The sequence below is a fragment of the Streptococcus sp. AM43-2AT genome (genome assembly GCF_003603405.1).
Lineage (GTDB): Bacteria > Bacillota > Bacilli > Lactobacillales > Streptococcaceae > Streptococcus > Streptococcus ilei.
The window spans coordinates 1-24,926 of record NZ_QTND01000002.1 but is presented as its reverse complement, the minus strand read 5'-3'; the positions used below and the strand labels follow the sequence as shown (position 1 = coordinate 24,926).

The following is a 24,926-nucleotide window of genomic DNA, read 5'->3' as shown; positions in this document are numbered from 1 at the left end:
GAAATTTTCCTAGCCTTATTTGATTAGAGGTAACGTTCAGCAATGGCAGCATCACCTGGATATTCTTCTTTTACGCCATTGACGATTTGGTAGCAGTCAGCTCCTTTTCCGGCAATAATGACCGCATCTTCAGGCTTGCTGGTAGTTGCCATCGCCAGTTGAATGGCTTCTTCACGATCTGCGATTTTTTCGACAGGGCGCGTGATGAAACTGCTAATCTCTTCAGCGATAGCCAAAGGATCTTCATGGTTGGGGTCATCCGCTGTGAGGAAGACTTGGATCTCAGGATGGTCTTCTAAGAGCAAGCCAAAGTCCTTGCGGCGACTCTCTCCTTTATTCCCAGTTGAACCAAGGACCAGTGAAATCGTCCCTGTCTGATGGGTTTCAACAACAGAGAGCAGTTTTTTCAAGCTATCTCCATTATGGGCATAGTCAATAAAAACTTTTGCCCCATTCTTTTGAGTCAAGACTTCCATCCGGCCAGGAACACGGGTTTTGGCAATCCCCTTTTTGATGTCTTCAAGACTCGCTCCTAGACGAAGGCAAGCTAAACCTGCAGCCACAGCATTTTCTTGGTTGAAGCGACCGATGAGCTGGGTATCATAATCCCCTGCTAGCTTACCAGTGACAGAAAAGCTAAAGGCTTTTGAGTTGTGGACTTGGTTGGTCGATTGACTACCGTAGAAGTCGTGGTCTTGCTCAGCCACCTGCTCCTCAAGAATGTTAAAATGATCCATATCGCTATTGACGACAACAGCACGGCTATTTTCCATTAAGAGACGTTTATGGTAGAAGTAGTCTTCGAAGCTTGGATGCTCAATCGGTCCGATATGGTCTGGGCTGATGTTGAGGAAAACACCAACATCAAAAGTAAGACCGTATACACGTTTGACTAGATAGGCCTGACTAGAGACCTCCATAATCAGGTGGGTCCGATCATTGGCAACTGCCTGGGCCATCATTTCAAAGAGATCGATACTTTCTGGGGTAGTCAAGGTTGATTTGAAGAAGGTCTTGCCATCCAAAGTTGTATTCATAGTGGATAGCATAGCCGGACGGTGGCCTTGCTCAAGAATCTTGTAGGCATAGTAAGCAGAAGTGGTTTTGCCTTTGGTCCCTGTAAAAGCCAAGAGTTTTAGCTGGCGCTCAGGGTGGCCATAGAATTCCATGGCAAGCAAGCTCATAGCCTGTTTAATGTCCGTAACGATAATGGCCGGGATGCTGACCTCAAAGTCCTGCTCAGCGACATACCACTGTAAACCTTGCTCGATCGCTTGCTCCAAAAATTCCTTCTTGAAATTTGCCCCCTTCACAAAAAAGAGGGTCTCGGAGTTGACCTTTCGACTATCGTAGCTAATTTGATTAAAAGAAACACCACTTGCAGAATAGTGGTATTCTCCGTCTTGTAGGATCTCACGAAAGTTGTGATCCTCTTTTAAAATGTTTAGTACAGTTTCTATCTTCATCATAATCCTATTTTAAACTGAAAGCCCTTATTTTACAAGTGTAAAGGAAAAGTTTATAATGAAAGAAGACTATAAAATAGAGGAAACATATGAGTAACGAAACAAGTAATCAACAGGCCCAAATGCTCCGTGGAACTGTCTGGTTAACAGCCAGTAATTTCATTAGTCGTCTCTTAGGAGCGGCCTATATCATCCCTTGGTATATCTGGATGGGCAAACATGGTGCAGAGGCAAACGGTCTCTTTACCATGGGCTACAATATCTACGCTTGGTTTTTGCTGATTTCAACAGCAGGAGTTCCTGTAGCGGTTGCTAAGCAAGTGGCCAAGTACAATACAAAGGGTCAAGAAGAACATAGTTTTGCCATGATTCGTGGTTTCCTTAAGTTCATGTCTTTATTGGGCTTGGTTTTTGCCATTATCATGTATTTGCTTTCTCCAGTATTTGCAAACTTGTCTGGAGGTGGGAAGGACTTAATCCCTGTCATGCAGAGCCTGTCTTGGGCAGTCTTGATTTTCCCTTCCATGAGTGTTATTCGAGGCTTCTTCCAAGGTCATAACAATCTGAAACCTTATGCCATCAGTCAAATTGCTGAGCAAGTGATTCGGGTTATCTGGATGCTTTTGACAGCCTACTTCATTATGAAGGTCGGCTCAGGTGATTACGTTGAAGCCGTGACCCAGTCCACTTTTGCAGCCTTTATTGGGATGGGAGCGAGTCTTCTTGTCCTCGTCTATTACCTCTGGAAAACAGGACTTCTACAGCACATTATCCATCGACCAGAGTCTGATAATGAGATCGATACTAAGGCTCTCTTGTGGGATACCATTCGTGAAGCGATTCCGTTCATTGTAACAGGATCAGCCATCCAGCTCTTCCAAATTATCGACCAGATGACCTATAGCAATGTTATGTCTTGGTTTACCAACTTCAGTCGTTCAGAGCTTTTGGTTCAGTTCAGCTACTTTTCAGCAAATCCAAATAAAATCACCATGATTTTGATTGCGGTAGCGACCTCTATTGGAGGAGTGGGGATTCCTCTTCTTACAGAGAACTATGTCAAGGGAGATTTCCGGGCTGCGGGTAAGCTGGTTCAAGATAATTTGACCATGTTAGTAGCTTTCTTGCTTCCAGCGACGATTGGAGCAGTAGCCATTGCAGAGCCGCTTTATACTGTCTTTTACGGGAAACCAGATTCCCTCGCTTTGGGACTCTTTATCCTAGCGATGCTACAGACTATTATTTTAGGCTTGTATACGGTACTTTCTCCTATGATCCAGGCTCTTTTCCAAAATCGGAAGGCGATTCTTTACTTTGGCTATGGAGTGTTGGTGAAACTGATTCTACAAGTGCCTTTCATCTATTTCTTTAAAGCCTATGGCCCTCTTCTTTCTACTACGATTGGTTTAATGATTCCAATCGTCCTCATGTATAAAGAAATCCATGTCGTAACTAAATTTAATCGAAAGACTGTCTTTAAACGGAGCTTATTGACGGCTATTTTAACCTTCATCATGCTATTAGTAGTTTTACTTTCAGCCTTGATTCTTGGTTTTGTCTTTAAACCTAACGGTCGAGTGACGAGTATGATCTATGTAGCTGTGATTGGCGGTGTGGGGATCATCGTTTATGGTGGCCTCGGTCTTCGTCTTCGTTTCTTAGATCGCTTCATCGGTAGCAAGGCGGCTAGTCTTCGAAATAAATTTCATATTTCATAACCAGTAGAGGTTGGGTCCGTACCCACCTCTTTTTTTCATTATAGTTTGAAGCTATATCTAGCTCTTGAAAAAGGAAAAACCGAATCCTCTAAAGAAGTGATACAATAGAGACAATTGAATTTACGTCCATTGGAGGTTTGTATGAGTCACAAAAAAAATATTAACACCATCCTAGCTCAAGCGGGTATCAAGTCGGATCCAGCAACGGGGGCTTTGATTACTCCGCTTCATTTTTCAACCACTTACCAGCATCCAGAGTTTGGTCAATCTACTGGTTTTGACTATATTCGTACCAAGAATCCGACTCGGGTAAACGCTGAAAAGACCTTGGCAGCCATTGAGAGTGCAAAGCATGCCTTGGTGACGAGCTCAGGTATGTCTGCTATTGTCTTAGCTTTTAGTATTTTTCCTGTGGGAAGCAAGGTCTTGGCAGTACGGGATCTTTATGGAGGCTCTTTCCGCTGGTTCAACCAGAAGGAACAAGAAGGACGCTTTTTCTTTACCTATGCAAATTCAGAAGCAGAATTGATAGAGGGATTGAAAGAGGAAGTGGATATCCTCTATATTGAAACGCCTACTAACCCGCTCATGCTAGAGTTTGATATCCAGAAACTAGCTGCCTTAGCTCATGAAAAAGGGGCAAAAGTGATTGTAGACAATACCTTCTATAGTCCTATCTATCAACGTCCAATTGAAGAAGGAGCAGATATCGTCCTCCACTCAGCGACCAAGTATCTAGCGGGGCATAATGACGTTTTGGCTGGTGTTGTTGTGACTGATGATGAAGCCCTCTATGAGCAACTCTTTTATAATCTCAACACAACAGGAGCTGTTCTCTCTCCTTTTGACAGCTACCAATTGATTCGTGGTTTAAAAACCTTGGCTCTTCGTATGGAGCGCTCCACTGAAAATGCGCAGAAGGTAGTAGAGTTCTTGAAGGGGCATCCAGCTGTTAAGGAAGTCTTGTATACTGGCAAGGGAGGCATGGTTTCCTTTAAAGTAAGCCACCAAGAAAAAATTCCAACCATTCTCAACCACTTGCAGGTCTTTACCTTTGCAGAAAGCTTGGGTGGAGTGGAGAGTTTGATTACCTACCCAACAACACAGACCCACGCAGATATTCCTGCAGAGGTTCGTCATTCCTATGGGTTAACGGATGACTTGCTTCGCCTTTCCATCGGAATTGAAGATGCACGGGATTTGATTGAGGATTTAGAACAAGCATTGGCTAGATAGGAGTCCATCATGGGAAAAGAACAATTTTTGACTGTCCCTAATCGTTTGGGGCATCATACTAGCAAGTGGAAGGAGTCAGAGCAAGATCCAGAACTTCTTCCTGCTTGGATTGCAGATATGGATTTTGAATCCTTGCCTGCGGTTCGACAAGCCATTCGAGATTACGCGGATCAATTAGTCTACGGCTATACCTATCCTAGTGAGGAACTTTACCGAGCTGTTCAAGAATGGGAAAAGACAGAACATGGATATGTGTTTGAGAAGGAAGCGATTGTCTTTATGGAAGGAGTTGTTCCCTCTATTTCAACGGCTATTCAGGCTTTCACCAAGGAAGGCGAGGCTGTTCTCATCAATACGCCAGTTTATCCACCCTTTGCCCGTAGCGTCCGCCTCAATCAACGCAAATTAGTGACCAATTCCTTAGTAGAAGTGGATGGACTCTTCCAAATTGATTTTGAGCAATTGGAAAAAGACTTTGTGGAGCACCAAGTCAAGCTCTACATCCTGTGCAATCCTCATAACCCAGGCGGTCGCGTCTGGGAACGAGAAGTCCTAGAAAAGATTGGTCGCCTTTGTCAAAAATATGGGGTCTTGCTTGTTTCAGATGAAATTCACCAAGACTTGGCGCTATTTGGAAATCGACACGTATGTTTTAATACGGTAGATCCAAGCTTTAAGGATTTCACCCTTGTCTTATCGAGTGCGACCAAAACCTTCAACATCGCAGGGACAAAAAATTCCTATGCCATCATCGAAAATGATGCACTAAGAAAATCCTTCCAAGCTCAGCAGTTGCGAAACAATCAACATGAAATTTCTGCCCTTGGCTTTATAGCCACCGAAGTAGCCTATCAGAATGGAAAGGCTTGGTTAGAGGACTTAAAGGAAGTCTTGGAAGAAAATATCGATTACACTGTAGAAGTTTTGCGTGAGCAGACAGATATTGGTGTAATGAAACCGCAAGGGACCTATCTACTCTGGCTTGATTTTTCTGCCTACGGTTTGTCAGAGGAAGAACTCCATGCTCGACTTCATGACCAGGCCAAGGTCATCCTCAATAAAGGGACAGACTTTGGAGTAGAAGGGAAGCAACATGCCCGTTTGAATGTGGCAGCTCCGAAAACCCTAGTCCAAGAGATTGTCGATCGGATCGTAACAAATTTTCCTAAAAAAGGTTGATTTTAAGGGTTGACTTTTCTATAGGGGAGGAGTATACTCAAGGGGAATAACGGTAGGTGAGGCTACCACAAGGATACGGATGACTACCGCAAAGCAGTGGAGACACTACTCGTTGGTCAACAGTCCTGATCGCAAAGGTCAAGACTAAGCTCATTTCATTGCCTTGCGGAGCTAAAGCTTGGACGGTCTATTTTTTGAGAATTTTTATTAAAAAATAAACGACGAGTTTAATGAGTCCTACCTGTAAAAGGGGAGGGCTCTTTTCTTATGCTTAAGAAGCCTCTCACCTATCAAGTAGAGAAGGAGAGCACTATGATACAAATCGATGATCATCCCGAACCGCACATAGCCAGCCAATCGCTGATTTGTGTCATCGGGACTCTATAAGCGTTTGGCTCCTGATTTAAAAGGAGATTCCAATGCAAACAACAAAAGAAAGACTCATTGCTGCATTACAAGATGCAGAAACAAAAACCTTAGCAACCTATCAATCTAGCTGGTCTGGCTTGACGGAAGACCAAGTAGAGGAGAACCGGGATAGCTATGGAGAAAATGTCCTCACAAAGGGACAGGAAAGCTCTATCTGGAAACGGATTGTTGAATCCATCATTAATCCCTTCACAGTCATCCTGCTTCTCATTGCCCTTGTTTCTCTGGTGACCAATGTTTGGTTAGCCAAACCAGGAGAGGAAGACCCAACGACTTCTCTCATTATTGTCGTTCTCGTTCTCCTCTCTGGAGGGATTCGCTTTGTCCAAGAATTGCGAAGTGACAAGGCTGCTAGTAACCTCTCTCGAATGATTGTCAATACAGCAACGGTGATTCGAGAAGGCAAGGAAGCAGAAATCCCTATCGATGAAATCGTTGTGGGCGACTTGATCAAACTGAGTGCAGGTGATATGATTCCAGCAGATGTGGTCTTACTAGATTCACGAGACTTTTTCGTTCAACAATCCGGCTTGACTGGTGAGAGTGATGCTGTCGAAAAAGTTTGTTTAAAAAAGGCGACTAGCCAAAATCTAGACAGTCTCCTAGAGAGTGAGAGTCTGGCTTTCATGGGGACCAACGTTATCTCAGGTCGAGCAACAGCCTTAGTTTTAGTGGTTGGGGATGAAACCATGATGGGAGCGATTGAACAAACCATCAATACCTACGATGAACCAACCTCTTTTGAACGAGAAATGAACACCATCTCTTGGTTGTTGATTCGACTGATGATGGTGATGGTGCCCATTGTCTTCTTTATCAATGGCTTGACAGATGGGGACTGGCTAGAAGCGGGCGTCTTTGCCCTCAGTGTGGGGGTAGGCTTGACTCCGGAAATGCTTCCGATGATTATCACTGCTAGCTTGGCCAAGGGCTCCATTATCATGGCCAAAGAAAAAGTGGTCATCAAAAAGCTCAACGCCATCCAAGACCTAGGGGCTATCGATATCCTCTGTACGGATAAGACGGGAACCTTGACTCAAGATGAGATTGTACTCGAATACCCCCTTGATATTCATGGGGAGCTTGATTTGTCCGTCCTTCGTCGGGCCTATCTCAACTCTTACTTCCAAACGGGTCTTAAAAATTTGATGGACCGGGCCATTATCAGTCGGACAGAACGAGAAGCTAAGAAACATGAAATCGTCAGAGGTTTAGATCAAAGCTTCCAAAAGATTGATGAACTGCCTTTTGACTTTGAACGCCGGCGGATGAGTGTCATCGTCAAGGATGAGCAAGGCCTTGTGAGCATGGTCACCAAGGGAGCCTTGGAAGAAATGTTAGCAGTGTCTCGTTATGTAGAATACAAGGATGAGATTATTCCCCTAACAGACCAAGTGCGAGAAGAAGTCTTGGCAGAAGTAGCTCAGCTTAATGAGCAAGGTTTACGCGTGCTAGGTGTCAGCTACAAATCAAACCTTGAGGAAGGCTATGCCTTTGAAGTAGCGGATGAAGCGGATATGATCTTGACGGGCTATCTTGCTTTCTTGGACCCACCAAAACCATCTGCAGCACCAGCCATCAATATCCTTGCTGAATACGGAGTTGCCACGAAAATCCTTACGGGTGACAATGAAAAAGTGACCCAAGCTGTCTGTGAAAAGGTGGGTCTGGATGTGGACCGCATTTTGCTGGGTAGCGATATTGACAGTCTTTCTGATCCAGAGTTGGCCCAGGCAGTCGAAACCACTACCGTCTTTGCAAAATTGTCTCCGGATCAAAAAGCACGCATTATCCTTCAACTCAAAGCAAATGGCCACAAGGTCGGCTATATGGGAGATGGTATCAACGATGCTCCATCCATGAAGGTGGCAGATGTGGGGATCTCGGTTGATACAGCCGTTGATATTGCTAAAGAAACAGCAGATGTTATCCTTCTGGATAAGGACTTGATGGTCCTTGAAAAAGGCTTGGTAGAAGGACGCAAAGTCTATGCCAACATGACCAAGTACATCAAGATGACCGTTTCTTCCAACTTTGGGAATATCTTCTCTCTTCTCTTTGCCAGTATTTTCCTTCCTTTCCTTCCGATGGCCCCTATCCATCTCATCGTTTTGAACTTGGTTTACGACCTTTCCTGTATCGCCTTGCCTTTCGACCGGGTGGATAAGGACTTTTTGAAGAAACCAAGAATCTGGGAAGCAAAATCCATTACCCGCTTTATGGCCTGGTTCGGACCTATTTCCTCTGTCTTTGACATCCTGACCTTTATCATTCTCTACTTTGTTATCGTACCAATGATTACGGGATATGGCTATGTCCATGGTGCAGATAGTGCAGGACTCTTCATTATGCTATTTCAAACAGGCTGGTTTATCGAGTCCATGTGGTCCCAAACCATGGTCATCTACATGCTTCGTTCTCCAAAATTGCCCTTTGTTCAAAGTCGACCAGCTTTTGCTGTCATGGCAACGACCCTATTGGGCGCGCTCTTGGTTACCTTCTTACCATATGGCCCATTGGCTTCCTTGTTAAAAGTAGCGCCACTGAATGCTCTCTATTTCCTATTACTAGCGGGGATTCTCTTCCTTTATATGGCAAGCGTCACCCTGGTCAAACACTATTATATTGGTAAGTACAAGGAGTGGCTATAAGATAGCTATTAAAATAAGAAAAGAAAAGGTTTGCATATTTGTAGGCCTTTTTCTTCCTTTTTGATATAATAAGATGAATATAGAGAAAGAAGGAACCACAATGGGAAAACTTGAAGTTATTAAACATCCACTTATTCAGCATAAATTGTCTATTTTGCGTCGGACTGATACCTCTACAAAGGCTTTTCGTGAATTAGTTGATGAAATTGCTATGTTGATGGGCTACGAGGTGTTGCGCGAACTTCCTCTTGAAGATGTAGAAATCGAAACACCTATCACAAAAACGGTTCAAAAACAAATTGCTGGTAAAAAACTAGCAATTGTCCCAATCCTTCGTGCAGGAATCGGGATGGTAGATGGGCTCTTGAGTTTGGTACCGGCTGCCAAAGTTGGGCATATCGGGATGTACCGCGATGAAGAAACCTTGAAGCCAGTTGAATACTTGGTGAAATTGCCAGAAGATATTGATCAACGTCGCATCTTTGTAGTAGATCCAATGCTTGCAACTGGTGGATCAGCTATTCTTGCGATTGATTCTTTGAAAAAACGTGGAGCTAGCCACATCAAGTTTGTCTGCTTGGTGGCAGCACCTGAAGGGGTGAAAGCTCTTCAAGAAGCTCATCCAGATGTTGATATCTTTACAGCAGCCCTCGACGACCACTTGAATGATCATGGCTACATTGTTCCAGGCCTTGGAGATGCTGGGGACCGCTTGTTTGGTACCAAATAAGCGCCTATCCAATCCTTCTTTGGGAAAGTAAAAAATTGACCTTTGTTGACCAATGGGATATAATAGCTTTTATAAAGATTGGAAGGAGAGTTAGCCTCTCGAATCAACCGGATGAAACTCATGAGGTGGTGCCGGTTATAATGGATAAAAGGAGATGAATGAATGATTCCAGTAGTTATTGAACAAACCAGTCGTGGCGAACGCTCGTACGACATCTATTCCCGCTTATTAAAAGACCGTATTATCATGGTAACAGGACCGGTAGAAGATCAAATGGCCAATTCGATTATTGCCCAATTGCTCTTCTTGGATGCCCAAGATAATACCAAAGATATCTATATGTATATCAATACGCCAGGAGGCTCTGTCTCTGCAGGGTTGGCTATCGTCGATACCATGAACTTTATCAAATCAGACGTCCAAACTATTGTTATGGGGATGGCTGCTTCAATGGGAACTGTGATTGCATCAAGTGGTGCCAAAGGCAAACGTTTCATGTTGCCAAATGCTGAGTACATGATCCACCAACCAATGGGTGGTACTGGTGGCGGTACCCAACAAACAGATATGGCGATTGCTGCAGAACACTTGTTGAAAACACGTCACAGATTGGAAAAAATCTTGGCAGAGAATTCAGGTCAAACCATCAAGAAAATCCATGCTGATGCAGAACGGGATAATTGGATGACTGCAGAAGAAACCTTAGCTTATGGTTTCATCGATGAAATCATGGCCAACAACAATCTTGGATAAGGAAACTCAACCACTGCGTCTTGCTCGACAATCCAAAGATAATTGAGAGGCTAGGACTTTTGTCCCAGCCTCTTTTTTAGTCTTTCTAGAAAAAGATAGAATTTTTACCTAAAATTTGCTATACTTGTAACAGAAGCAGAAAGGGATTGTATATGTTTGAGAAGCAAGCTAGAACAGGCTTAATTGTAAAATTGTATTATAATCGAGATGCAAAGAAATTACAGGGAATTGGGGATGTGATCTATCATTCCAAAAAAATGCGCTATGTACAGGTCTATGTCGATAGTCCTCAAGTCCTTGAAATCGTGCAGCAATTAAAAAAAGAACGCTTTGTAAAGAAGGTACAAATTTGCCATATTCAAGAATTGGATCGTGATTTTGTGGGAAGTTTGCATCGTCAAAAGGATGAAACACAAGGAGAAAACGCAATCATTTAAAGGATTGCGTTTTTTATATTGACAATTTTCAGATAATTCGGTATATTCTTAATATCTATTTATTTAAAGAATTATTTAAGGAGATTATTACAAATGAAGAATAAATTTGCTCTTTCATTTTTAACAATTGCAAGTGTCGCTCTTCTTGCTGCCTGTGGTGAAGTTTCAACTTCAGGTTCAAACACAACTGGTAACGAAATCGGCAAAGAACTAAAAATCGGTTTTAACTTTGAAAAAACTGGTGAAGTAGCAGCATATGGTAGTGCTGAACAAAAAGGTGCTCAATTGGCCGTTGATGAAATCAATGCTAATGGTGGAGCCGATGGTAAGAAGATTGTTGTCACAGACAAAGATAACAAATCTGAAACAGCTGAAGCAGCTACAATCACTACAAATCTTGTCACTCAATCAAAAGTGAACGCTCTTGTAGGACCTGCAACTTCAGGTGCCACTGCCGCAGCGGTTGCGAATGCTGGTAAAGCAGGTGTTCCATTGGTAACCCCATCTGCAACACAAGATAATTTGACAAAAGGTCAAGATTACCTTTTCCGTGCAACCTTCATCGATAGCTTCCAAGGACAAATCATTTCAAAATACACAACTGAGAACTTGAAAGCGAAGAAAGTTGTTCTTTACTATGATAACTCATCTGACTATGCGAAAGGGATTGCTGAAGCCTTTAAGAAATCTTATAAAGGTGAAATCGTAGCGACAGAAACTTTCCAATCTAAGGATACAGACTTCCAAGCTGCCCTTACAAAAATCAAAGATAAAGACTTCGACGCGATTGTTCTTCCAGGGTACTACACTGAAACTGGTAAAATCGTAAACCAAGCACGTGGTATGGGAATCAAACAACCAATCATCGGTGGTGATGGATTTAGTGATGCGAAATTCGTTGAACAAGCAACACCTGCTGCAGCTACAGATATCTACTACGTAGCTGGATTCTCTACTGAAGGTGAAATGACTGATAAAGCCAAGAAATTCGTAGAAGCTTATAAAGCGAAATACAACGAAGAACCTTCAATGTTTGCGGCTTTGGCATATGATTCAGTTTACATGATTGCAGAAGCATCTAAAGGTGCTAAGAACTCTGTTGAATTGAAAGACAACCTTGCGAAGTTGAAAGACTTGGAAGGTGTTACTGGTACAATGTCTATTGACAAAGACCATAATCCGGTTAAATCTGCACTTATGATTGGCTTAAAAGATGGTAAAGTTGAGTCAGTTGAGTCGGTTAAACCTTAATTATCATTTGTTGTTTGTACAAGAGGCTGGGAGAATGAAAATTCCTGGCCTCGCTCTTTATTGTTAGAAAGGATGGTTCAAATGCTCCAGCAATTAGTGAACGGTCTAATCTTGGGAAGTGTCTATGCACTCTTAGCCCTTGGTTATACCATGGTGTATGGAATTATCAAATTGATCAACTTTGCCCATGGGGATATCTACATGGTAGGTGCCTTTATGGGATATTTCTTATTGAACTCATTGAAAGTTAACTTCTTTGTAGCCTTGCTTCTGGCGATGGTTGGGACAGCTATTTTAGGGGTTGTGATTGAATACCTGGCTTATCGTCCGCTTCGTCATTCAACTCGGATTGCAGCCTTGATCACAGCCATCGGGGTTTCCTTCTTGCTCGAATATGGGATGGTCTTCTTTGTAGGGGCCAATACCCGTTCCTTCCCGCAAGTCATTGAAATTGTTCGTTACAACTTTGGTCCTATTTCAATCTCCAACATTCAATTGATGATTTTAGGAGTGTCTATTTTCTTGATGGTTGCTCTTCAATTTATTATCCAAAAGACAAAGATGGGGAAAGCCATGCGTGCCGTTTCCGTTGATAGCGATGCTGCTCAATTGATGGGGATTAACGTCAACCGGACCATCAGCTTTACCTTTGCTTTGGGATCAGCCTTAGCGGGTGCTGGTGGTGTCTTGATCGGTTTGTACTACAACTCGATCGAACCTTTGATGGGGATGACACCAGGGATCAAAGCCTTTGTCGCAGCCGTTCTTGGAGGAATCGGAATCATCCCAGGTGCGGCTCTAGGTGGATTTGTCATCGGTTTGTTGGAAACCTTCGCTACAGCGATCGGTCTCTCAGATTTCCGTGATGCCATTGTGTATGCCATCTTGATTGTGATCTTGCTCATCCGTCCTGCAGGTATCCTCGGTAAAAATGTGAAAGAGAAGGTGTAAGCCATGAAACAAAATTTAAAAGTGAATTTAGTCTGGCTTGGTCTTTTGGTAGCAGGTTTTGCCTTGATCCAAGTCTTGGTTGCAGCAGGTGTCCTCAACCTCTTCTATATCCAAATTTTGGAACAAATCGGGATTAATATCATTCTTGCGGTTGGTTTGAACCTCATCGTTGGTTTTTCAGGTCAATTCTCGCTCGGACACGCTGGATTTATGGCGATTGGTGCCTATTCTGCAGCTATTCTCGGTTCTAAATCACCAACCTACGGCGCTTTTTTTGGCGCTATGGTTTTAGGAGCCTTGATCGCTGGTATCGTTGCCTTGATCGTTGGGGTACCAACCCTTCGGTTGAAAGGAGATTATCTGGCGATTGCAACACTTGGGGTTTCAGAAATCATCCGGATCTTGATCGTCAATGGTGGTACTCTAACAAATGGTGCCGCGGGGATCCTTGGTTTACCAGCTTTTACAACCTGGCAATTGGTATACATATTTGTTGTCATTACGACTATTTTTACCATCAACTTCTTACGCAGTCCAATTGGGCGTTCTACCCTTTCTGTTCGTGAAGATGAAATCGCCGCAGAATCTGTTGGGATCAATACGACCAAAGTTAAAGTCATTGCCTTTGTATTTGGTGCGATCACAGCGGCGATTGCTGGATCTCTTCAAGCCGGCTTTATCGGTTCTGTTGTTCCGAAAGATTACTCTTTCACCAATACCATTAATGTCTTGATCATTGTCGTTTTCGGTGGTTTGGGATCGATGTCAGGAACAGTTGTGGCAGCCATCGTCTTGGGGATTTTGAACATGGTGCTTCAAGACTTCTCAAGCATCCGTATGATCATTTACTCATTAGCCTTGATTCTCGTAATGATCTTCCGCCCAGGTGGTCTTCTTGGAACATGGGAATTTAGCTTGAAAAAACTACTCTCAAAAAAGGAGGCTAACTAATGGCACTTCTTGAAGTAAAAAATTTAACAAAAAACTTTGGTGGTTTGACAGCCGTTGGGGATGTGACCATGGAACTCAATGAAGGGGAATTGGTTGGTTTGATTGGACCCAACGGTGCCGGTAAAACAACCCTCTTCAACCTCCTAACAGGAGTGTATGAGCCAAGTGAAGGGACCATTACTTTAGATGGGCACCTTTTAAACGGGAAAGCCCCTTATAAAATCGCTGCTGGTGGTCTTGGACGGACCTTCCAAAATATCCGTCTCTTTAAAGATTTGAGTGTTTTGGACAATGTCTTGATTGCCTTTGCCAATCACCACAAACCACATGTTTTTGCTAGTCTTTTCCGTTTGCCAAGCTATTACAAAAATGAAGAAGCATTGAAAGCAAAAGCCCTCGAATTGTTAGCGATATTTGGTTTGGAAAAAGAAGCAGCTACCTTGGCCAAAAACTTAGCTTACGGTCAACAACGTCACTTAGAGATCGTTCGTGCCCTTGCTACAGAGCCAAAAATCCTCTTCTTGGATGAGCCTGCTGCAGGGATGAACCCTCAAGAAACCGCAGAATTAACCCAACTGATCCGTCGCATTCAAAAAGAATTTAATATTACGATCATGCTGATCGAGCACGATATGAGTTTGGTCATGGAAGTAACAGAGCGGATTTATGTATTGGAATATGGTCGCTTGATTGCCCATGGTACGCCAGATGAAATCAAGTCCAACAAACGTGTAATCGAAGCATATCTAGGAGGTGAAGCCTAATGTCTATGTTAAAAGTTGAAAATCTTTCTGTACACTATGGCATGATCCAGGCTGTCCGTGATGTCAGTTTCGAAGTCAATGAAGGGGAAGTTGTTTCCTTGATCGGTGCCAATGGCGCTGGGAAAACATCTATTCTTCGTACCATTTCAGGTTTGGTGCGTCCAAGTGCTGGGAAAATCGAGTTTTTGGGTCAGGAGATTCAAAAGGTTCCGGCTCAAAAAATTGTAGCTGCTGGGCTCTCTCAAGTTCCAGAAGGCCGCCACGTCTTTCCAGGCTTGACCGTTATGGAAAACTTGGAAATGGGAGCTTTCTTGAAGAAGGATCGAGAAGAAAATCAAGCGAACTTGAAGAAGGTCTTCTCACGTTTCCCACGTTTGGAAGAACGGAAGAACCAAGATGCAGCTACCCTATCTGGTGGGGAACAACAAATGCTTGCAATGGGTCGTGCCCTCATGTCGACGCCAAAACTCTTGCTTCTGGATGAACCTTCCATGGGATTGGCACCTATCTTTATCCAGGAAATCTTTGATATCATCCAAGATATTCAAAAACAAGGTACAACCGTTCTCTTGATTGAGCAAAATGCCAACAAGGCTCTTGCCATCGCAGACCGCGGTTATGTTTTGGAAACAGGGAAAGTCGTTCTGTCCGGAACAGGAAAAGAACTCTTAGCCTCAGAAGAAGTCCGCAAGGCCTACCTTGGTGGATAAATAGATTAAGGGAGTGGGACAGAAATCGGTAATTCGTTAGAATTCGATTTCGTCGTCCCACTCAACCACTGCGTCTTGCTCCATACTCCAAAGACAATTGAGAGGCTAGGACTTTTGTCCCAGCCTCTTTAAAAATGGTTTCGCTTCGATTGGAAAAATCTAGTTTTCAATGGGGAGAATGCAAGGATTATTAGGCAATTCTGAATTTTGAAAACAAGAGAAAACTGCTGAAAGCGTTTGAAATCAAACATAAAATCAAGTATAATAAAACTAATAAAAGCATAGGAGAATGATTATGGCTGTTAAAGATTTTATGACCCGTAAAGTAGTGTACATTAGTCCTGAGACTACCATTGCCCATGCGGCAGATTTGATGCGGGAACAAGGTTTGCACCGTTTGCCAGTTATTGAAAATGACAAATTGGTCGGCTTGGTGACAGAAGGTACCATTGCAGAAGCTAGTCCATCAAAAGCGACCAGTCTTTCCATTTTTGAAATGAATTACCTACTCAACAAAACCAAAGTTAAGGACGTCATGCTCCGAGACGTGATCACTGTCTCGAAATTTGCTAGCCTAGAAGATGCGACCTACCTCATGTATAAGAACAAGGTCGGCATTCTTCCAGTCGTGGACAATGATCAAGTTTCTGGTGTGATTACAGACCGTGATGTTTTCCGTGCCTTCCTTGAAGTATCCGGTTATGGAGAAGAAGGAGTGCGGGTTCGTTTCGTGACAGAAGACAAGGTTGGGGTCCTAGAGCAAATCATTCATTTAATTGTAGAAGAAGGATACAATATTGCCAATACAGTCAATATCCCAACCAAAGATGATCATGTCGTCATCGAAGTTCAGATTGATGGGATTACCGATACTGAAGCCATCAAGAAGAAGTTTGAAGAAAATGGTATCCGTGTGGACGAAATTAGTCGCACATCTGCAAAAGCCTTCTAATAATAAAAGAGCCTGAGAATCTCTCAGGCTCTTTATTTGTCTTAGCGAGCAATGGGTTGCTTGTTGGTATCCAAGGTAAATCCTTCTCCCAGTATTTCGTGGGCTTCTGTAATGGTAATGAAGGCGAATGGATCAATTTTATTAATCAAATCTTTCATTTGTTTCATTTCGTTCCGAGAGACGACGCAGTAGACGATCTTCATTTCTTGTTGGCTATAATAGCCCATACCGTTCATGAATGTGACCCCTCGACCCAAATCAGTCGTGATTTGTTTAGCAATTTCATCCGGTTTGGAAGTAACCACGAGGAACCCTTTTCCTGCAAAACCTCCTTCACCGACGATATCAATGACGACGGTGTCAATCAGGATAAAGAGGAGGGTATAGGCCGCAATTCGGAAGTCCTTAAAGACAATCAAAACAGTTGTCAAGACGATGGCATCCACAATCAACATCAGGCGTCCCATAGAAAGTGTCGTATACTTGTTAAAGATACGAGCGACGATATCGGTTCCACCTGTTGTACCGCCTGCGTTGAAGATGATCCCTAGTCCAGTTCCAAGGATAACCCCTGATCCGATGCAGGCTAGGAGAATATCGCCATCTAAAGCAGTGTAAATCGCATTCTGGAGATGATGACTCCCAGGAATCATCTCGAAAATAGCCATCCAAGAAGAAACAGAGAAGGTTCCTATCAAACTCAGGTAGAGAGAGCGGAGGCCCAGTAATTTCCAAGCCAGAAAAAAGAGGGGGATATTGATGGCCAAGTTCATGACCGAAACGGGAATTTTAAAGAGGTAGTAAGTAATCAGGGTAATCCCTGTAGCCCCTCCTTCATAAAAGTGAAATGGAATTACTAGAAAGAAGATTCCAAAAGAAAAAATGCCAGCCCCAAAAATAATAGCTAGAATATTTTTTGCCTTAAACATGCTCGTTCTCCTAATCGTTTTTCACCATACATTTTACCAAAAAAAATGAAAAATAGGAAATAATTTTCATCAATTTTCACGAATTCGGACAGGATTTTTACCCCTATTTTTGGTAAAATAAATAGAAGTGATGCATGTTAGAGAAATGAGTATAGAAAGTTAAGATAAGAGAATGAAACAGGGAACATTAATTTCAATTGAAGGCCCAGAAGGAGCAGGGAAATCCTCCGTTTTAGAAGCCTTGTTACCACGCTTGGAAAAGGCAGGGATTGCCTATATTACCACGCGGGAACCAGGTGGCGTAGGAATAGCAGAAAAAATACGCGAAGTTATTCTTGATCCATCCCATACGGAAATGGATCCTAAGACAGAATTGCTTCTTTATATCGCCAGTCGTCGCCAACACTTGGCAGAACGCGTCCTTCCAGCTTTGGAAGCAGGGAAGCTAGTCATTATGGACCGGTTTATCGACAGTTCGGTAGCTTATCAAGGTTTTGGCCGTGGATTAGCAGTAGCGGATATTGAATGGTTAAACCAGTTTGCGACCGATGGTCTCAAGCCAAACCGGACCTTCTATTTTGACATTGATGTAGAAGAAGGATTGGCTCGAATTGCTAAGAGTGCTAGTCGTGAAGTCAATCGCTTGGATTTAGAAGGCCTCAGTCTTCATCAGAAAGTCCGTCAAGGCTATCTGGCCATCCTCGAAAAAGAACCGCAACGTGTGGTGAAAATTGATGCCAGTCAAAGTTTTGACAAGGTGGTCGAGGATACTTGGATTCTACTCAAAGAAGTCTTGGAGATCAGTGAATGAAGTTAGAACAAGTGCAAAAACTTCAACCTCAGTTAGTAGATCGCTTCCAAGCTGTTTTAGAACAGGGACGATTGAGCCACGCCTATCTCTTTACAGGTGATTTTGGCAGTTTTGAGATGGCCCAGCTCTTGTCCCAAAGTCTTTTTTGTACGGATAAGAAGGGTGTCTGGCCCTGTGGGACTTGTCGGGCTTGTCGCTTGATTGAAGAGGATGAATTCTCAGATGTAACAGTTGTACGACCGGTCAATCACATCATTAAGACAGATCGGATCCGAGAGTTGATCCAGAATTTTTCTCAGTCAGGCTATGAAGGATCTAAGCAAGTCTTTATCATTTGCGATGCAGACCGGATGCACGTCAATGCGGCCAATTCTCTCCTAAAAGTGATTGAAGAACCTCAGAGTGAAGTACATATCTTTCTGCTGACAGCAGATGAGCAGTTGGTTCTCCCGACTATTAAAAGCCGGGCGCAGCAGGTTCATTTCCCGAAAAACCAAGATTTCCTAAAAGAGTATCTCATTCAGGAAGGTTTGTTGCTCCAACAAGCAGATCTGTTAGCCAACTTTAGCCAAGGTTTTCATGAGGCCCAAAGTCTCGCCCAGAATACCTCCTTTTTCGATCTGGCGAGGGAGTGTGAGCGTTTCGTCACAGCTTGTCTAAAAGCAGATCCTCATGTCTACTTGCTGGTCTCTCGCTTGGTCCAAGAGACGGATGATAAAGAAAAGCAGGCCCAAGCCTTTCGCTTGATGGAAGTGTTCTTTGCACGCTCCATCAGTCTGTCCCTAGGAAGAGACTATCTAGAAAAATTAGTCTTAGCCAAACAGATGTGGGAACGTAATGTGAGTTTTCAAAATGCTCTTGAGTTTATGGTCCTGCAGTTGAAAAATAGAAGGTAAAGAGATGAATAAAAAAGAATTATTTGATGCTTTGGATGGCTTCTCCCAGGAATTGCTGGTTACATTAGCAGAGGTTGAAGCCATTAAGAAAAATCTCAAACTCATTGTGGAGGAAAACACTGCTCTCCGTCTTGAAAATGATAAATTGAGAGAACGGTTAGGAGAAGTGGAGAAAACCAGCTCTCCTAAATTCCATCGCAATGGTCGTGAAAATTTGCAAAGAATTTACAATGACGGATTTCATGTTTGTACAGATTCCTATGGTCAACGCCGTGAAAACGATGAAGAGTGTATTTTCTGTGATGAATTGTTATTTAGGGAGTAAGTATGCAGATTCAACGAAGTTTTAAAGGGGATAGAGCGACAGGGACTCTCTTTTTAGTGCCAACCCCAATTGGCAATCGGGATGACATGAGCTACCGCATGATCCAAACTCTAAAAGAGGTGGATCTGATAGCAGCAGAAGATACACGCAATACAGGACTCTTGCTCAAGCATTTTGAGATTGCGACACCACAAACCAGTTTTCATGAGCACAATGCCATGGAGAAAATCCCTGATTTGCTAGCTCATTTAGAGTCTGGAAAGGACCTGGCCCAGGTATCGGATGCAGGACTGCCCAGTATTTCGGATCCAGGTCACGACCTGGTCAAGGCGGCTATTGAGCGAGAGATCCCTGTTGTGGCAGTTCCTGGTCCGAGTGCCGGCATTACCGGTCTAATTGCCAGTGGCCTGGCACCCCAGCCCCATATCTTTTATGGCTTTCTTCCACGCAAGGAAGGGCAGCAAAAGGCTTTTTTCCAAGAGAAACGAGACTATCCTGAGACCCAAATCTTTTATGAGTCACCGCACCGGGTACGTGCGACGCTTCAAAATATGCTGGCAGTTTATGGGGACCGTCCAGTTGTGCTAGTCCGAGAACTGACCAAGATCTATGAAGAGTACACGCGAGGGACCATTGCGGAGTTAGTAGCTTACCTAGAGGAAAATCCCCTGAAGGGAGAGTGTCTCTTGATTGTGGAGGGGGCCAGTGAGCAGGAAGCTAATCTAGAAGAAGTGGATTTGATCCAAGAGATTGATCTTCTGGTCCAGTCTGGCATAAAAAAGAACCAGGCAATCAAACAGGTTGCCAAACAATTTGGGCTACAAAAGAGTGATCTTTATGCCCGTTACCACCAAGAGGAAGAAAAAGGAGAAGCTGATGGAAATTAGAATGGCCTATCCCAATGAAATCAATCGGATTATGGAAATCATTCAAGATGCTAAGGACAGTTTAGCCGCAGCTGGAGTGGACCAATGGCAGGATGGTTATCCGGATCAAGAAATTATTTTTGAGGATATCCTAGAGAGCCGTGGTTATGTGGCTGTAGAAAATCAAGAAGTCGTGGCCTATGCCGCTCTCCACAAGGGAAATGAAGCTGCCTATAATGACATTTATGATGGAAAATGGGAACATGATAACTATCTCTATATCAGTTTCCACCGAGTCGCTGTTGCCAAAGAAGCCGCAGGTCGAGGCGTAGCCCAAACTTTCCTTCAAGGTTTGATCGAAGGAGAGAAAGGTCCAGACTTTCGCTGTGATACCCATCCTGACAACAAGGTCATGCAGCATCTTTTAGAGAAGTTAGGCTTCCATTACTGTGGGAAGGTACCAATTGATGGTGTTCGTCTCGCTTATCAGAAGATTAAACGGAAGGCAGAAACTAGCCTTTTCCAAGTGATTAGCGAAGATGATCGATGGGACTACCGTGCGGAGCAATCTCAAAATGACTAGGTTCTATCGGCGACTCTATCAGAGTCCCTTGGGACCTCTATCTATTGTGGTGGATGAGGAAAGCTTAGTTGGGATCTGGTTTTGTGACCAAGCTAATTGTGAGCAAGGGATTGATCACATTGAAGAAAAGTGTCGTCCTCTTCATGAAGCTGTCTTTGAATGGCTGGATCAGTACTTTTTAGGGGAAGATCTTCCCATCCCCATTGCCCTGTCTCCTCAAGGGACAGAGTTTCAACAAAGAGTTTGGACCTACCTAGCTCAGATTCCCTATGGGGAAAGTCGGACTTACGGAGAGATTGCTCAAGCCCTGTCTTGCAGATCGGCCCAAGCAATCGGTCAAGCAGTAGGACGGAATCCCTTTATCCTCCTTATCCCATGTCACCGAGTGCTGGGGATGGAGAATAAATTGACTGGCTATGCGGCTGGATTAGACCGCAAACGTTGGCTGTTGAATCATGAGGCCATATCTTGGAAAGAATAAGGAGAAAAAATGTTATCATTTATTGAATACCCAAAATGTTCGACTTGCCGCAAGGCGAAATCGGAGTTAACGAGTTTAGGTTGTGAGTTTGATAGCCAAGATATCGTGGTAGACACCCCGACCAGTGAGCAATTGCAAACCTGGATGACGGAATCTTCTCTACCAATCAAATCATTCTTTAATACGAGTGGGATGAAGTATCGGGAATTGGGCTTGAAAGACAAGGTGGCCCAACTGACGGTGAAAGAAGCGGCAGACCTTTTAGCTAGCGATGGCATGCTGATCAAACGCCCACTATTAGTGAAGGATGGGAAAGTTGTTCAAGTGGGCTATCGGAAACCATACTCGGACTTAGGTTTGTAAGAGATTCTGGGCAAAAATTGTCCAGCTTTCGATGTTTAATAGGCGTAACTGTATAACGCAGTGGTTGATTGGTATCTTCGTTCGCTTTTTAAGCTCCAAAGATGACCTAATCAACTGTGCGGGGGTGGGAAAACGAACTCTTTTTAACCAGTTAGAGTTCTTTCCCACTCCCATTTTGCTGTGAAGATGATATAATCATACGAGTGAAATCAATGAAAGAGAGTCAATCATGAGTATTTTAGAGGTAAAAAATTTAAGCCACGGCTTTGGAGACCGGGCTATTTTTGAGGATGTGTCCTTCCGTTTGTTAAAGGGAGAGCATATCGGATTAGTCGGAGCCAATGGTGAAGGGAAATCTACCTTCATGAGCATCGTGACGGGTAAGATGTTGCCTGACGAAGGAAAGGTTGAGTGGTCTAAGTATGTGACAGCTGGTTACCTGGACCAACACGCTGTCCTAAAAGAAGGGCAAACAGTGCGAGATGTTTTACGGACGGCTTTCGACGAACTCTTTAAAGCAGAGGCTCGCATCAATGACCTCTATATGGAAATGGCTGAAGATGGAGCGGATATGGATGCCCTCATGGAAGAGGTCGGAGAACTCCAGGATCGATTAGAGAGTCGGGATTTCTATACCTTGGATGCTAAGATTGATGAGGTGGCACGGGCTCTTGGCGTTATGGATTTTGGGATGGAGACGGATGTAACAGCCCTTTCAGGTGGCCAACGGACCAAGGTTCTCTTGGCGAAACTCCTTCTTGAAAAACCAGATATCCTTCTCTTGGACGAGCCAACCAACTACTTGGATGCAGAGCACATCGATTGGCTTAAACGCTACTTGCAGAATTATGAAAATGCCTTTGTCCTCATTTCCCACGATATTCCTTTCTTGAATGATGTGATCAACATCGTCTACCATGTAGAAAATCAACAATTGACCCGCTATTCTGGAGACTATTACCAATTCCTCGAAGTCTATGAAATGAAGAAATCACAATTGGAAGCGGCTTATGAGCGCCAGCAAAAAGAGATTGCTGATTTGAAAGATTTCGTAGCGCGTAATAAGGCGCGTGTGGCTACACGGAATATGGCCATGTCTCGTCAGAAGAAGCTTGACAAGATGGAACTCATTGAGTTGCAAAGTGAGAAACCAAAACCATCCTTTGAATTTAAAAATGCCCGAACTCCTGGACGCTTCATTTTCCAAGCCAAGGACCTTCAAATCGGGTATGATCGTCCTTTGACTAAGCCTTTGAACTTGACCTTCGAGCGCAATCAAAAGGTAGCCATTATCGGAGCCAACGGAATCGGGAAAACCACTCTCTTGAAGAGCTTGCTAGGGATTATTCCACCAATTGCTGGTGAAGTCGAGCGCGGGGATTATCTTGAGCTTGGCTACTTCGAGCAAGAGGTCGAAGGGGGCAATCGTCAGACACCGCTAGAGGCAGTCTGGAATGCCTTTCCGGCTCTCAATCAAGCAGAAGTTCGTGCAGCTCTTGCCCGCTGTGGTTTGACTACCAAGCATATCGAGAGCCAAATTCAGGTACTATCCGGTGGGGAGCAAGCCAAGGTACGCTTCTGTCTCTTGATGAACCGTGAAAACAATGTCTTGGTACTAGACGAGCCGACCAACCACTTGGATGTGGATGCCAAAGAAGAGTTGAAACGGGCTCTTAAAGAGTACAAGGGATCTATCCTGATGGTTTGTCACGAGCCAGATTTCTATGAAGGCTGGATGGACCAGATCTGGGACTTTAATGAATTGACTTAAACAAAAAAAGAGAACCTCGCGGTTCTCTTTTTGTTTATTTTTTAAAGTTGTAGTCTTTAACGACTTCCATTTTTTCAATTTTGACATCTTCTTTTGGTTTGTCTTTGTCGTCTGTTTCAACTTCGGCAATTTTGTCAACTACATCCATGCCGTCGATGACTTGTCCAAAGACGGTGTAGTTGCCACCATCAAGAGTAGGGTTTCCTCCGTTTTTATAGGCTTCGATGATTTTAGCTGGGAATCGGTCTGTTGGAAGCTTGCTGGAGATATCTGCCTTATTTTGGTTGATGTAGAATTGGCTACCATTTGTATTTGGACCTGAATTGGCCATGGCTAGAGCTCCACGAAGGTTGTAAAGATATGGAGAATACTCATTCTCAAAACCAGTACCTGAATCTTTAGATTTATCTTTGCCCTTCCAGATGGATTCCCCACCCGTACCATCACCTTTAGGGTCTCCTGTTTGGATCATAAAGTTGTTAATGACACGGTGGAAGAGGAGGCCGTCATAATAACCTTCCTTAGCGTGGGTTAAGAAATTCTCAACGGCTAAAGGGGCGTATTTAGGAAAGAGTTTGACTGTAATGTCTCCTTGGCTCGTAGTGATTTTCACGACCGCTTCATCTTCAGCAACTTCATTTGAGAGCTGAGGAAAGACTGCATTTTCATTGGTCATGGCATCGTTAAAATCTTTGCGCAGTTGTTCTAATTTCTTTTGTTCGCTAGCATCTTGACTAGAAGTAGTCGTTTGCTTAGTTTCTGAAGTCGAGCTAGAGGATGTTTTTGTATCTGATTGATGAGAGCCACATCCTGCCAAAGCTAAACCGGAAAATACAAGTAGGGCAATTAATTTTTTCATATTAATCCTTTCAACACATTAGTCTATCCTCTATTGTACCTTAATTTTTCATTTGATTCAAATCTAGTCATAGGAGGGGCCTATATTCAACTTGCGGGCCTATGGAAAATAAGGTATGATGGAAAGGTATTTCTTTGTTCTGTTAACATTATCCTGTCAATTTAAGAAAACACACTATTTAAAAATTTTGGAAAAGAAATATTCCCCTTAATTATTTATCGTATCATTTAACTATGAGGGGGTTCAAAACGAAGACAAACATCATTTTTTGGGTTTGTCTTTTTATCTATTCAAAAATCTGAATTTGAAATCTATGTTCTAAGGGCTTTGTCTTCAATCTGAGTCTGTCTTTTTTTGTTTATTCAAGTATCAATACTATTTTCTCTTTTGCGAGAAAAAATCTTGGTTTCCTTTTTTAATTGCTTTATAATAGAGTCATACTGCGGCCTTCTGCTGTGATAAAGAAGGCAGATTTTAGGAGATGAGAAATTGGCTTTTTGTGTTTAAAAAACGCGATTTGTTGATTTCTTACTAAAGGGAGATTGATATGGCAATGATAGAAGTGGAACATCTTCAGAAAAATTTTGTGAAGACAGTCAAGGAACCAGGGCTGAAGGGAGCGTTGCGTTCCTTTATTCATCCTGAAAAGCAGACCTTTGAAGCGGTCAAGGATTTGACCTTAGAGGTGCCCAAGGGGCAGATTCTAGGTTTTATCGGGGCAAATGGTGCTGGGAAGTCGACCACCATTAAAATGCTGACAGGGATTTTAAAACCGACATCTGGTTTTTGTCGGATTAATGGCAAGATTCCACAGGATAATCGCCAGGATTATGTCAAGGATATTGGAGTAGTCTTCGGACAACG

The 24,926-nt window shown here is 43.3% G+C and carries 25 protein-coding genes and 1 riboswitch; of the genes, 22 read left to right on the top strand and 3 right to left on the bottom strand.

Features of this window, described 5'->3' with window-relative positions:
* Nucleotides 1-23: 23 nt before the first annotated feature.
* The gene (locus DW930_RS04765) at nucleotides 24-1,469 is read right to left on the bottom strand and encodes a UDP-N-acetylmuramoyl-L-alanyl-D-glutamate--L-lysine ligase (protein WP_123159476.1); all 1,446 of its coding nucleotides are present in this window, start codon (nucleotides 1,467-1,469) and stop codon (nucleotides 24-26) included.
* Between the two features lie 86 nt (nucleotides 1,470-1,555).
* Here DW930_RS04765 and DW930_RS04760 point away from each other — a divergent pair, with 86 nt between their 5' ends.
* The 13 genes from DW930_RS04760 (at nucleotide 1,556) to DW930_RS04700 (ending at nucleotide 16,178) form a co-directional block, all read left to right on the top strand.
* A complete protein-coding gene (locus DW930_RS04760; protein ID WP_123159475.1) occupies nucleotides 1,556-3,184 on the top strand; it encodes a polysaccharide biosynthesis protein in 1,629 nt (542 codons plus the stop codon).
* Between the two features lie 141 nt (nucleotides 3,185-3,325).
* A complete protein-coding gene (locus DW930_RS04755; RefSeq protein WP_123159474.1) occupies nucleotides 3,326-4,420 on the top strand; it encodes a cystathionine gamma-synthase in 1,095 nt (364 codons plus the stop codon).
* 9 nt (nucleotides 4,421-4,429) lie between these two features.
* Nucleotides 4,430-5,599 carry a MalY/PatB family protein gene (locus DW930_RS04750; RefSeq protein WP_023024051.1) on the top strand — a complete coding sequence of 390 codons (1,170 nt, stop codon included), beginning with the start codon at nucleotides 4,430-4,432 and terminating at the stop codon, nucleotides 5,597-5,599.
* 41 nt (nucleotides 5,600-5,640) lie between these two features.
* Nucleotides 5,641-5,795, top strand: a riboswitch (M-box (ykoK) riboswitch).
* A 223-nt stretch (nucleotides 5,796-6,018) separates the two neighbouring features.
* Nucleotides 6,019-8,679: a magnesium-translocating P-type ATPase gene (mgtA, locus tag DW930_RS04745; RefSeq protein ID WP_023024050.1), complete on the top strand. Its 2,661-nt coding sequence runs from the start codon at nucleotides 6,019-6,021 to the stop codon at nucleotides 8,677-8,679.
* Nucleotides 8,680-8,779: 100 nt separating this feature from the next.
* Complete coding sequence (upp, locus tag DW930_RS04740; RefSeq protein ID WP_023024048.1) at nucleotides 8,780-9,409, top strand: uracil phosphoribosyltransferase; 630 nt, start codon at nucleotides 8,780-8,782, stop codon at nucleotides 9,407-9,409.
* Between the two features lie 162 nt (nucleotides 9,410-9,571).
* Nucleotides 9,572-10,162: an ATP-dependent Clp protease proteolytic subunit gene (locus tag DW930_RS04735; RefSeq protein ID WP_023024046.1), complete on the top strand. Its 591-nt coding sequence runs from the start codon at nucleotides 9,572-9,574 to the stop codon at nucleotides 10,160-10,162.
* A 152-nt stretch (nucleotides 10,163-10,314) separates the two neighbouring features.
* Nucleotides 10,315-10,599, top strand: coding sequence for a DUF2129 domain-containing protein (locus tag DW930_RS04730; protein ID WP_023024043.1), 285 nt, complete (start codon nucleotides 10,315-10,317; stop codon nucleotides 10,597-10,599).
* Nucleotides 10,600-10,692: 93 nt separating this feature from the next.
* Nucleotides 10,693-11,850 carry an ABC transporter substrate-binding protein gene (locus DW930_RS04725; RefSeq protein WP_023024042.1) on the top strand — a complete coding sequence of 386 codons (1,158 nt, stop codon included), beginning with the start codon at nucleotides 10,693-10,695 and terminating at the stop codon, nucleotides 11,848-11,850.
* Nucleotides 11,851-11,931: 81 nt separating this feature from the next.
* Nucleotides 11,932-12,801, top strand: a complete 870-nt coding sequence (locus DW930_RS04720) for a branched-chain amino acid ABC transporter permease (protein ID WP_023024040.1) — start codon at nucleotides 11,932-11,934, stop codon at nucleotides 12,799-12,801.
* A gap of 3 nt (nucleotides 12,802-12,804) precedes the next feature.
* Nucleotides 12,805-13,752, top strand: a complete 948-nt coding sequence (locus DW930_RS04715; RefSeq protein ID WP_023024038.1) for a branched-chain amino acid ABC transporter permease — start codon at nucleotides 12,805-12,807, stop codon at nucleotides 13,750-13,752.
* Entirely contained in the window at nucleotides 13,752-14,516 is a 765-nt protein-coding gene (locus DW930_RS04710; RefSeq protein WP_023024036.1) for an ABC transporter ATP-binding protein, read from the top strand. Before DW930_RS04715 ends, DW930_RS04710 begins: the two co-directional genes overlap by 1 nt.
* Nucleotides 14,516-15,226: an ABC transporter ATP-binding protein gene (locus tag DW930_RS04705; RefSeq protein WP_003008277.1), complete on the top strand. Its 711-nt coding sequence runs from the start codon at nucleotides 14,516-14,518 to the stop codon at nucleotides 15,224-15,226. The genes DW930_RS04710 and DW930_RS04705 overlap by 1 nt, the downstream gene beginning before the upstream one ends.
* A gap of 295 nt (nucleotides 15,227-15,521) precedes the next feature.
* Nucleotides 15,522-16,178, top strand: a complete 657-nt coding sequence (locus DW930_RS04700) for a CBS domain-containing protein (protein ID WP_023024035.1) — start codon at nucleotides 15,522-15,524, stop codon at nucleotides 16,176-16,178.
* A gap of 41 nt (nucleotides 16,179-16,219) precedes the next feature.
* On the opposite strand, the gene DW930_RS04695 is transcribed toward DW930_RS04700, so the two are convergent.
* On the bottom strand, nucleotides 16,220-17,107 hold the full coding sequence (locus tag DW930_RS04695) for a YitT family protein (RefSeq protein WP_023024032.1): 888 nt from the start codon (nucleotides 17,105-17,107) through the stop codon (nucleotides 16,220-16,222).
* Nucleotides 17,108-17,279: 172 nt separating this feature from the next.
* On the opposite strand from DW930_RS04695, the gene tmk reads away from it, so the two are divergent.
* The 8 genes from tmk to DW930_RS04655 all read left to right on the top strand — a co-directional run bounded on the left by tmk (nucleotide 17,280) and on the right by DW930_RS04655 (nucleotide 23,203).
* Nucleotides 17,280-17,918, top strand: coding sequence for a dTMP kinase (tmk, locus tag DW930_RS04690; protein WP_123159473.1), 639 nt, complete (start codon nucleotides 17,280-17,282; stop codon nucleotides 17,916-17,918).
* Entirely contained in the window at nucleotides 17,915-18,814 is a 900-nt protein-coding gene (locus DW930_RS04685) for a DNA polymerase III subunit delta' (protein ID WP_123159472.1), read from the top strand. Before tmk ends, DW930_RS04685 begins: the two co-directional genes overlap by 4 nt.
* A 4-nt stretch (nucleotides 18,815-18,818) precedes the next feature.
* Nucleotides 18,819-19,139 (top strand): DNA replication initiation control protein YabA, encoded by a 321-nt coding sequence (gene yabA / locus DW930_RS04680; protein WP_023024026.1) that lies wholly within the window; start codon nucleotides 18,819-18,821, stop codon nucleotides 19,137-19,139.
* Nucleotides 19,140-19,141: 2 nt separating this feature from the next.
* Complete coding sequence (rsmI, locus tag DW930_RS04675) at nucleotides 19,142-20,026, top strand: 16S rRNA (cytidine(1402)-2'-O)-methyltransferase (RefSeq protein ID WP_123159471.1); 885 nt, start codon at nucleotides 19,142-19,144, stop codon at nucleotides 20,024-20,026.
* Nucleotides 20,016-20,588, top strand: coding sequence for a GNAT family N-acetyltransferase (locus DW930_RS04670; protein WP_023024022.1), 573 nt, complete (start codon nucleotides 20,016-20,018; stop codon nucleotides 20,586-20,588). The genes rsmI and DW930_RS04670 overlap by 11 nt, the downstream gene beginning before the upstream one ends.
* The gene (locus DW930_RS04665; protein WP_023027126.1) at nucleotides 20,581-21,069 is read left to right on the top strand and encodes a methylated-DNA--[protein]-cysteine S-methyltransferase; all 489 of its coding nucleotides are present in this window, start codon (nucleotides 20,581-20,583) and stop codon (nucleotides 21,067-21,069) included. Before DW930_RS04670 ends, DW930_RS04665 begins: the two co-directional genes overlap by 8 nt.
* A 9-nt stretch (nucleotides 21,070-21,078) precedes the next feature.
* Nucleotides 21,079-21,432 carry an arsenate reductase family protein gene (locus DW930_RS04660; RefSeq protein ID WP_023024018.1) on the top strand — a complete coding sequence of 118 codons (354 nt, stop codon included), beginning with the start codon at nucleotides 21,079-21,081 and terminating at the stop codon, nucleotides 21,430-21,432.
* Nucleotides 21,433-21,661: 229 nt separating this feature from the next.
* Complete coding sequence (locus tag DW930_RS04655; RefSeq protein WP_123159470.1) at nucleotides 21,662-23,203, top strand: ABC-F family ATP-binding cassette domain-containing protein; 1,542 nt, start codon at nucleotides 21,662-21,664, stop codon at nucleotides 23,201-23,203.
* A 34-nt stretch (nucleotides 23,204-23,237) separates the two neighbouring features.
* Here the strand turns inward: DW930_RS04655 and DW930_RS04650 are convergent, their stop codons facing one another.
* Nucleotides 23,238-24,062: a peptidylprolyl isomerase gene (locus DW930_RS04650; RefSeq protein WP_123159469.1), complete on the bottom strand. Its 825-nt coding sequence runs from the start codon at nucleotides 24,060-24,062 to the stop codon at nucleotides 23,238-23,240.
* 547 nt (nucleotides 24,063-24,609) lie between these two features.
* On the opposite strand from DW930_RS04650, the gene DW930_RS04645 reads away from it, so the two are divergent.
* Nucleotides 24,610-24,926 (top strand): ATP-binding cassette domain-containing protein (locus tag DW930_RS04645; protein ID WP_123159468.1); only part of this gene is annotated, 317 nt, incomplete at its 3' end.

What these genes read in the sequence shown, in the direction of transcription:
- DW930_RS04765 (WP_123159476.1), bottom strand. Translation starts at nt 1,469, where the DNA reads ATGATGAAGATAGAAACTGTACTAAACATTTTAAAAGAGGATCACAAC.
- DW930_RS04760 (WP_123159475.1), top strand. Translation starts at nt 1,556, where the DNA reads ATGAGTAACGAAACAAGTAATCAACAGGCCCAAATGCTCCGTGGAACT.
- DW930_RS04755 (WP_123159474.1), top strand. Translation starts at nt 3,326, where the DNA reads ATGAGTCACAAAAAAAATATTAACACCATCCTAGCTCAAGCGGGTATC.
- DW930_RS04750 (WP_023024051.1), top strand. Translation starts at nt 4,430, where the DNA reads ATGGGAAAAGAACAATTTTTGACTGTCCCTAATCGTTTGGGGCATCAT.
- mgtA (WP_023024050.1), top strand. Translation starts at nt 6,019, where the DNA reads ATGCAAACAACAAAAGAAAGACTCATTGCTGCATTACAAGATGCAGAA.
- upp (WP_023024048.1), top strand. Translation starts at nt 8,780, where the DNA reads ATGGGAAAACTTGAAGTTATTAAACATCCACTTATTCAGCATAAATTG.
- DW930_RS04735 (WP_023024046.1), top strand. Translation starts at nt 9,572, where the DNA reads ATGATTCCAGTAGTTATTGAACAAACCAGTCGTGGCGAACGCTCGTAC.
- DW930_RS04730 (WP_023024043.1), top strand. Translation starts at nt 10,315, where the DNA reads ATGTTTGAGAAGCAAGCTAGAACAGGCTTAATTGTAAAATTGTATTAT.
- DW930_RS04725 (WP_023024042.1), top strand. Translation starts at nt 10,693, where the DNA reads ATGAAGAATAAATTTGCTCTTTCATTTTTAACAATTGCAAGTGTCGCT.
- DW930_RS04720 (WP_023024040.1), top strand. Translation starts at nt 11,932, where the DNA reads ATGCTCCAGCAATTAGTGAACGGTCTAATCTTGGGAAGTGTCTATGCA.
- DW930_RS04715 (WP_023024038.1), top strand. Translation starts at nt 12,805, where the DNA reads ATGAAACAAAATTTAAAAGTGAATTTAGTCTGGCTTGGTCTTTTGGTA.
- DW930_RS04710 (WP_023024036.1), top strand. Translation starts at nt 13,752, where the DNA reads ATGGCACTTCTTGAAGTAAAAAATTTAACAAAAAACTTTGGTGGTTTG.
- DW930_RS04705 (WP_003008277.1), top strand. Translation starts at nt 14,516, where the DNA reads ATGTCTATGTTAAAAGTTGAAAATCTTTCTGTACACTATGGCATGATC.
- DW930_RS04700 (WP_023024035.1), top strand. Translation starts at nt 15,522, where the DNA reads ATGGCTGTTAAAGATTTTATGACCCGTAAAGTAGTGTACATTAGTCCT.
- DW930_RS04695 (WP_023024032.1), bottom strand. Translation starts at nt 17,107, where the DNA reads ATGTTTAAGGCAAAAAATATTCTAGCTATTATTTTTGGGGCTGGCATT.
- tmk (WP_123159473.1), top strand. Translation starts at nt 17,280, where the DNA reads ATGAAACAGGGAACATTAATTTCAATTGAAGGCCCAGAAGGAGCAGGG.
- DW930_RS04685 (WP_123159472.1), top strand. Translation starts at nt 17,915, where the DNA reads ATGAAGTTAGAACAAGTGCAAAAACTTCAACCTCAGTTAGTAGATCGC.
- yabA (WP_023024026.1), top strand. Translation starts at nt 18,819, where the DNA reads ATGAATAAAAAAGAATTATTTGATGCTTTGGATGGCTTCTCCCAGGAA.
- rsmI (WP_123159471.1), top strand. Translation starts at nt 19,142, where the DNA reads ATGCAGATTCAACGAAGTTTTAAAGGGGATAGAGCGACAGGGACTCTC.
- DW930_RS04670 (WP_023024022.1), top strand. Translation starts at nt 20,016, where the DNA reads ATGGAAATTAGAATGGCCTATCCCAATGAAATCAATCGGATTATGGAA.
- DW930_RS04665 (WP_023027126.1), top strand. Translation starts at nt 20,581, where the DNA reads ATGACTAGGTTCTATCGGCGACTCTATCAGAGTCCCTTGGGACCTCTA.
- DW930_RS04660 (WP_023024018.1), top strand. Translation starts at nt 21,079, where the DNA reads ATGTTATCATTTATTGAATACCCAAAATGTTCGACTTGCCGCAAGGCG.
- DW930_RS04655 (WP_123159470.1), top strand. Translation starts at nt 21,662, where the DNA reads ATGAGTATTTTAGAGGTAAAAAATTTAAGCCACGGCTTTGGAGACCGG.
- DW930_RS04650 (WP_123159469.1), bottom strand. Translation starts at nt 24,062, where the DNA reads ATGAAAAAATTAATTGCCCTACTTGTATTTTCCGGTTTAGCTTTGGCA.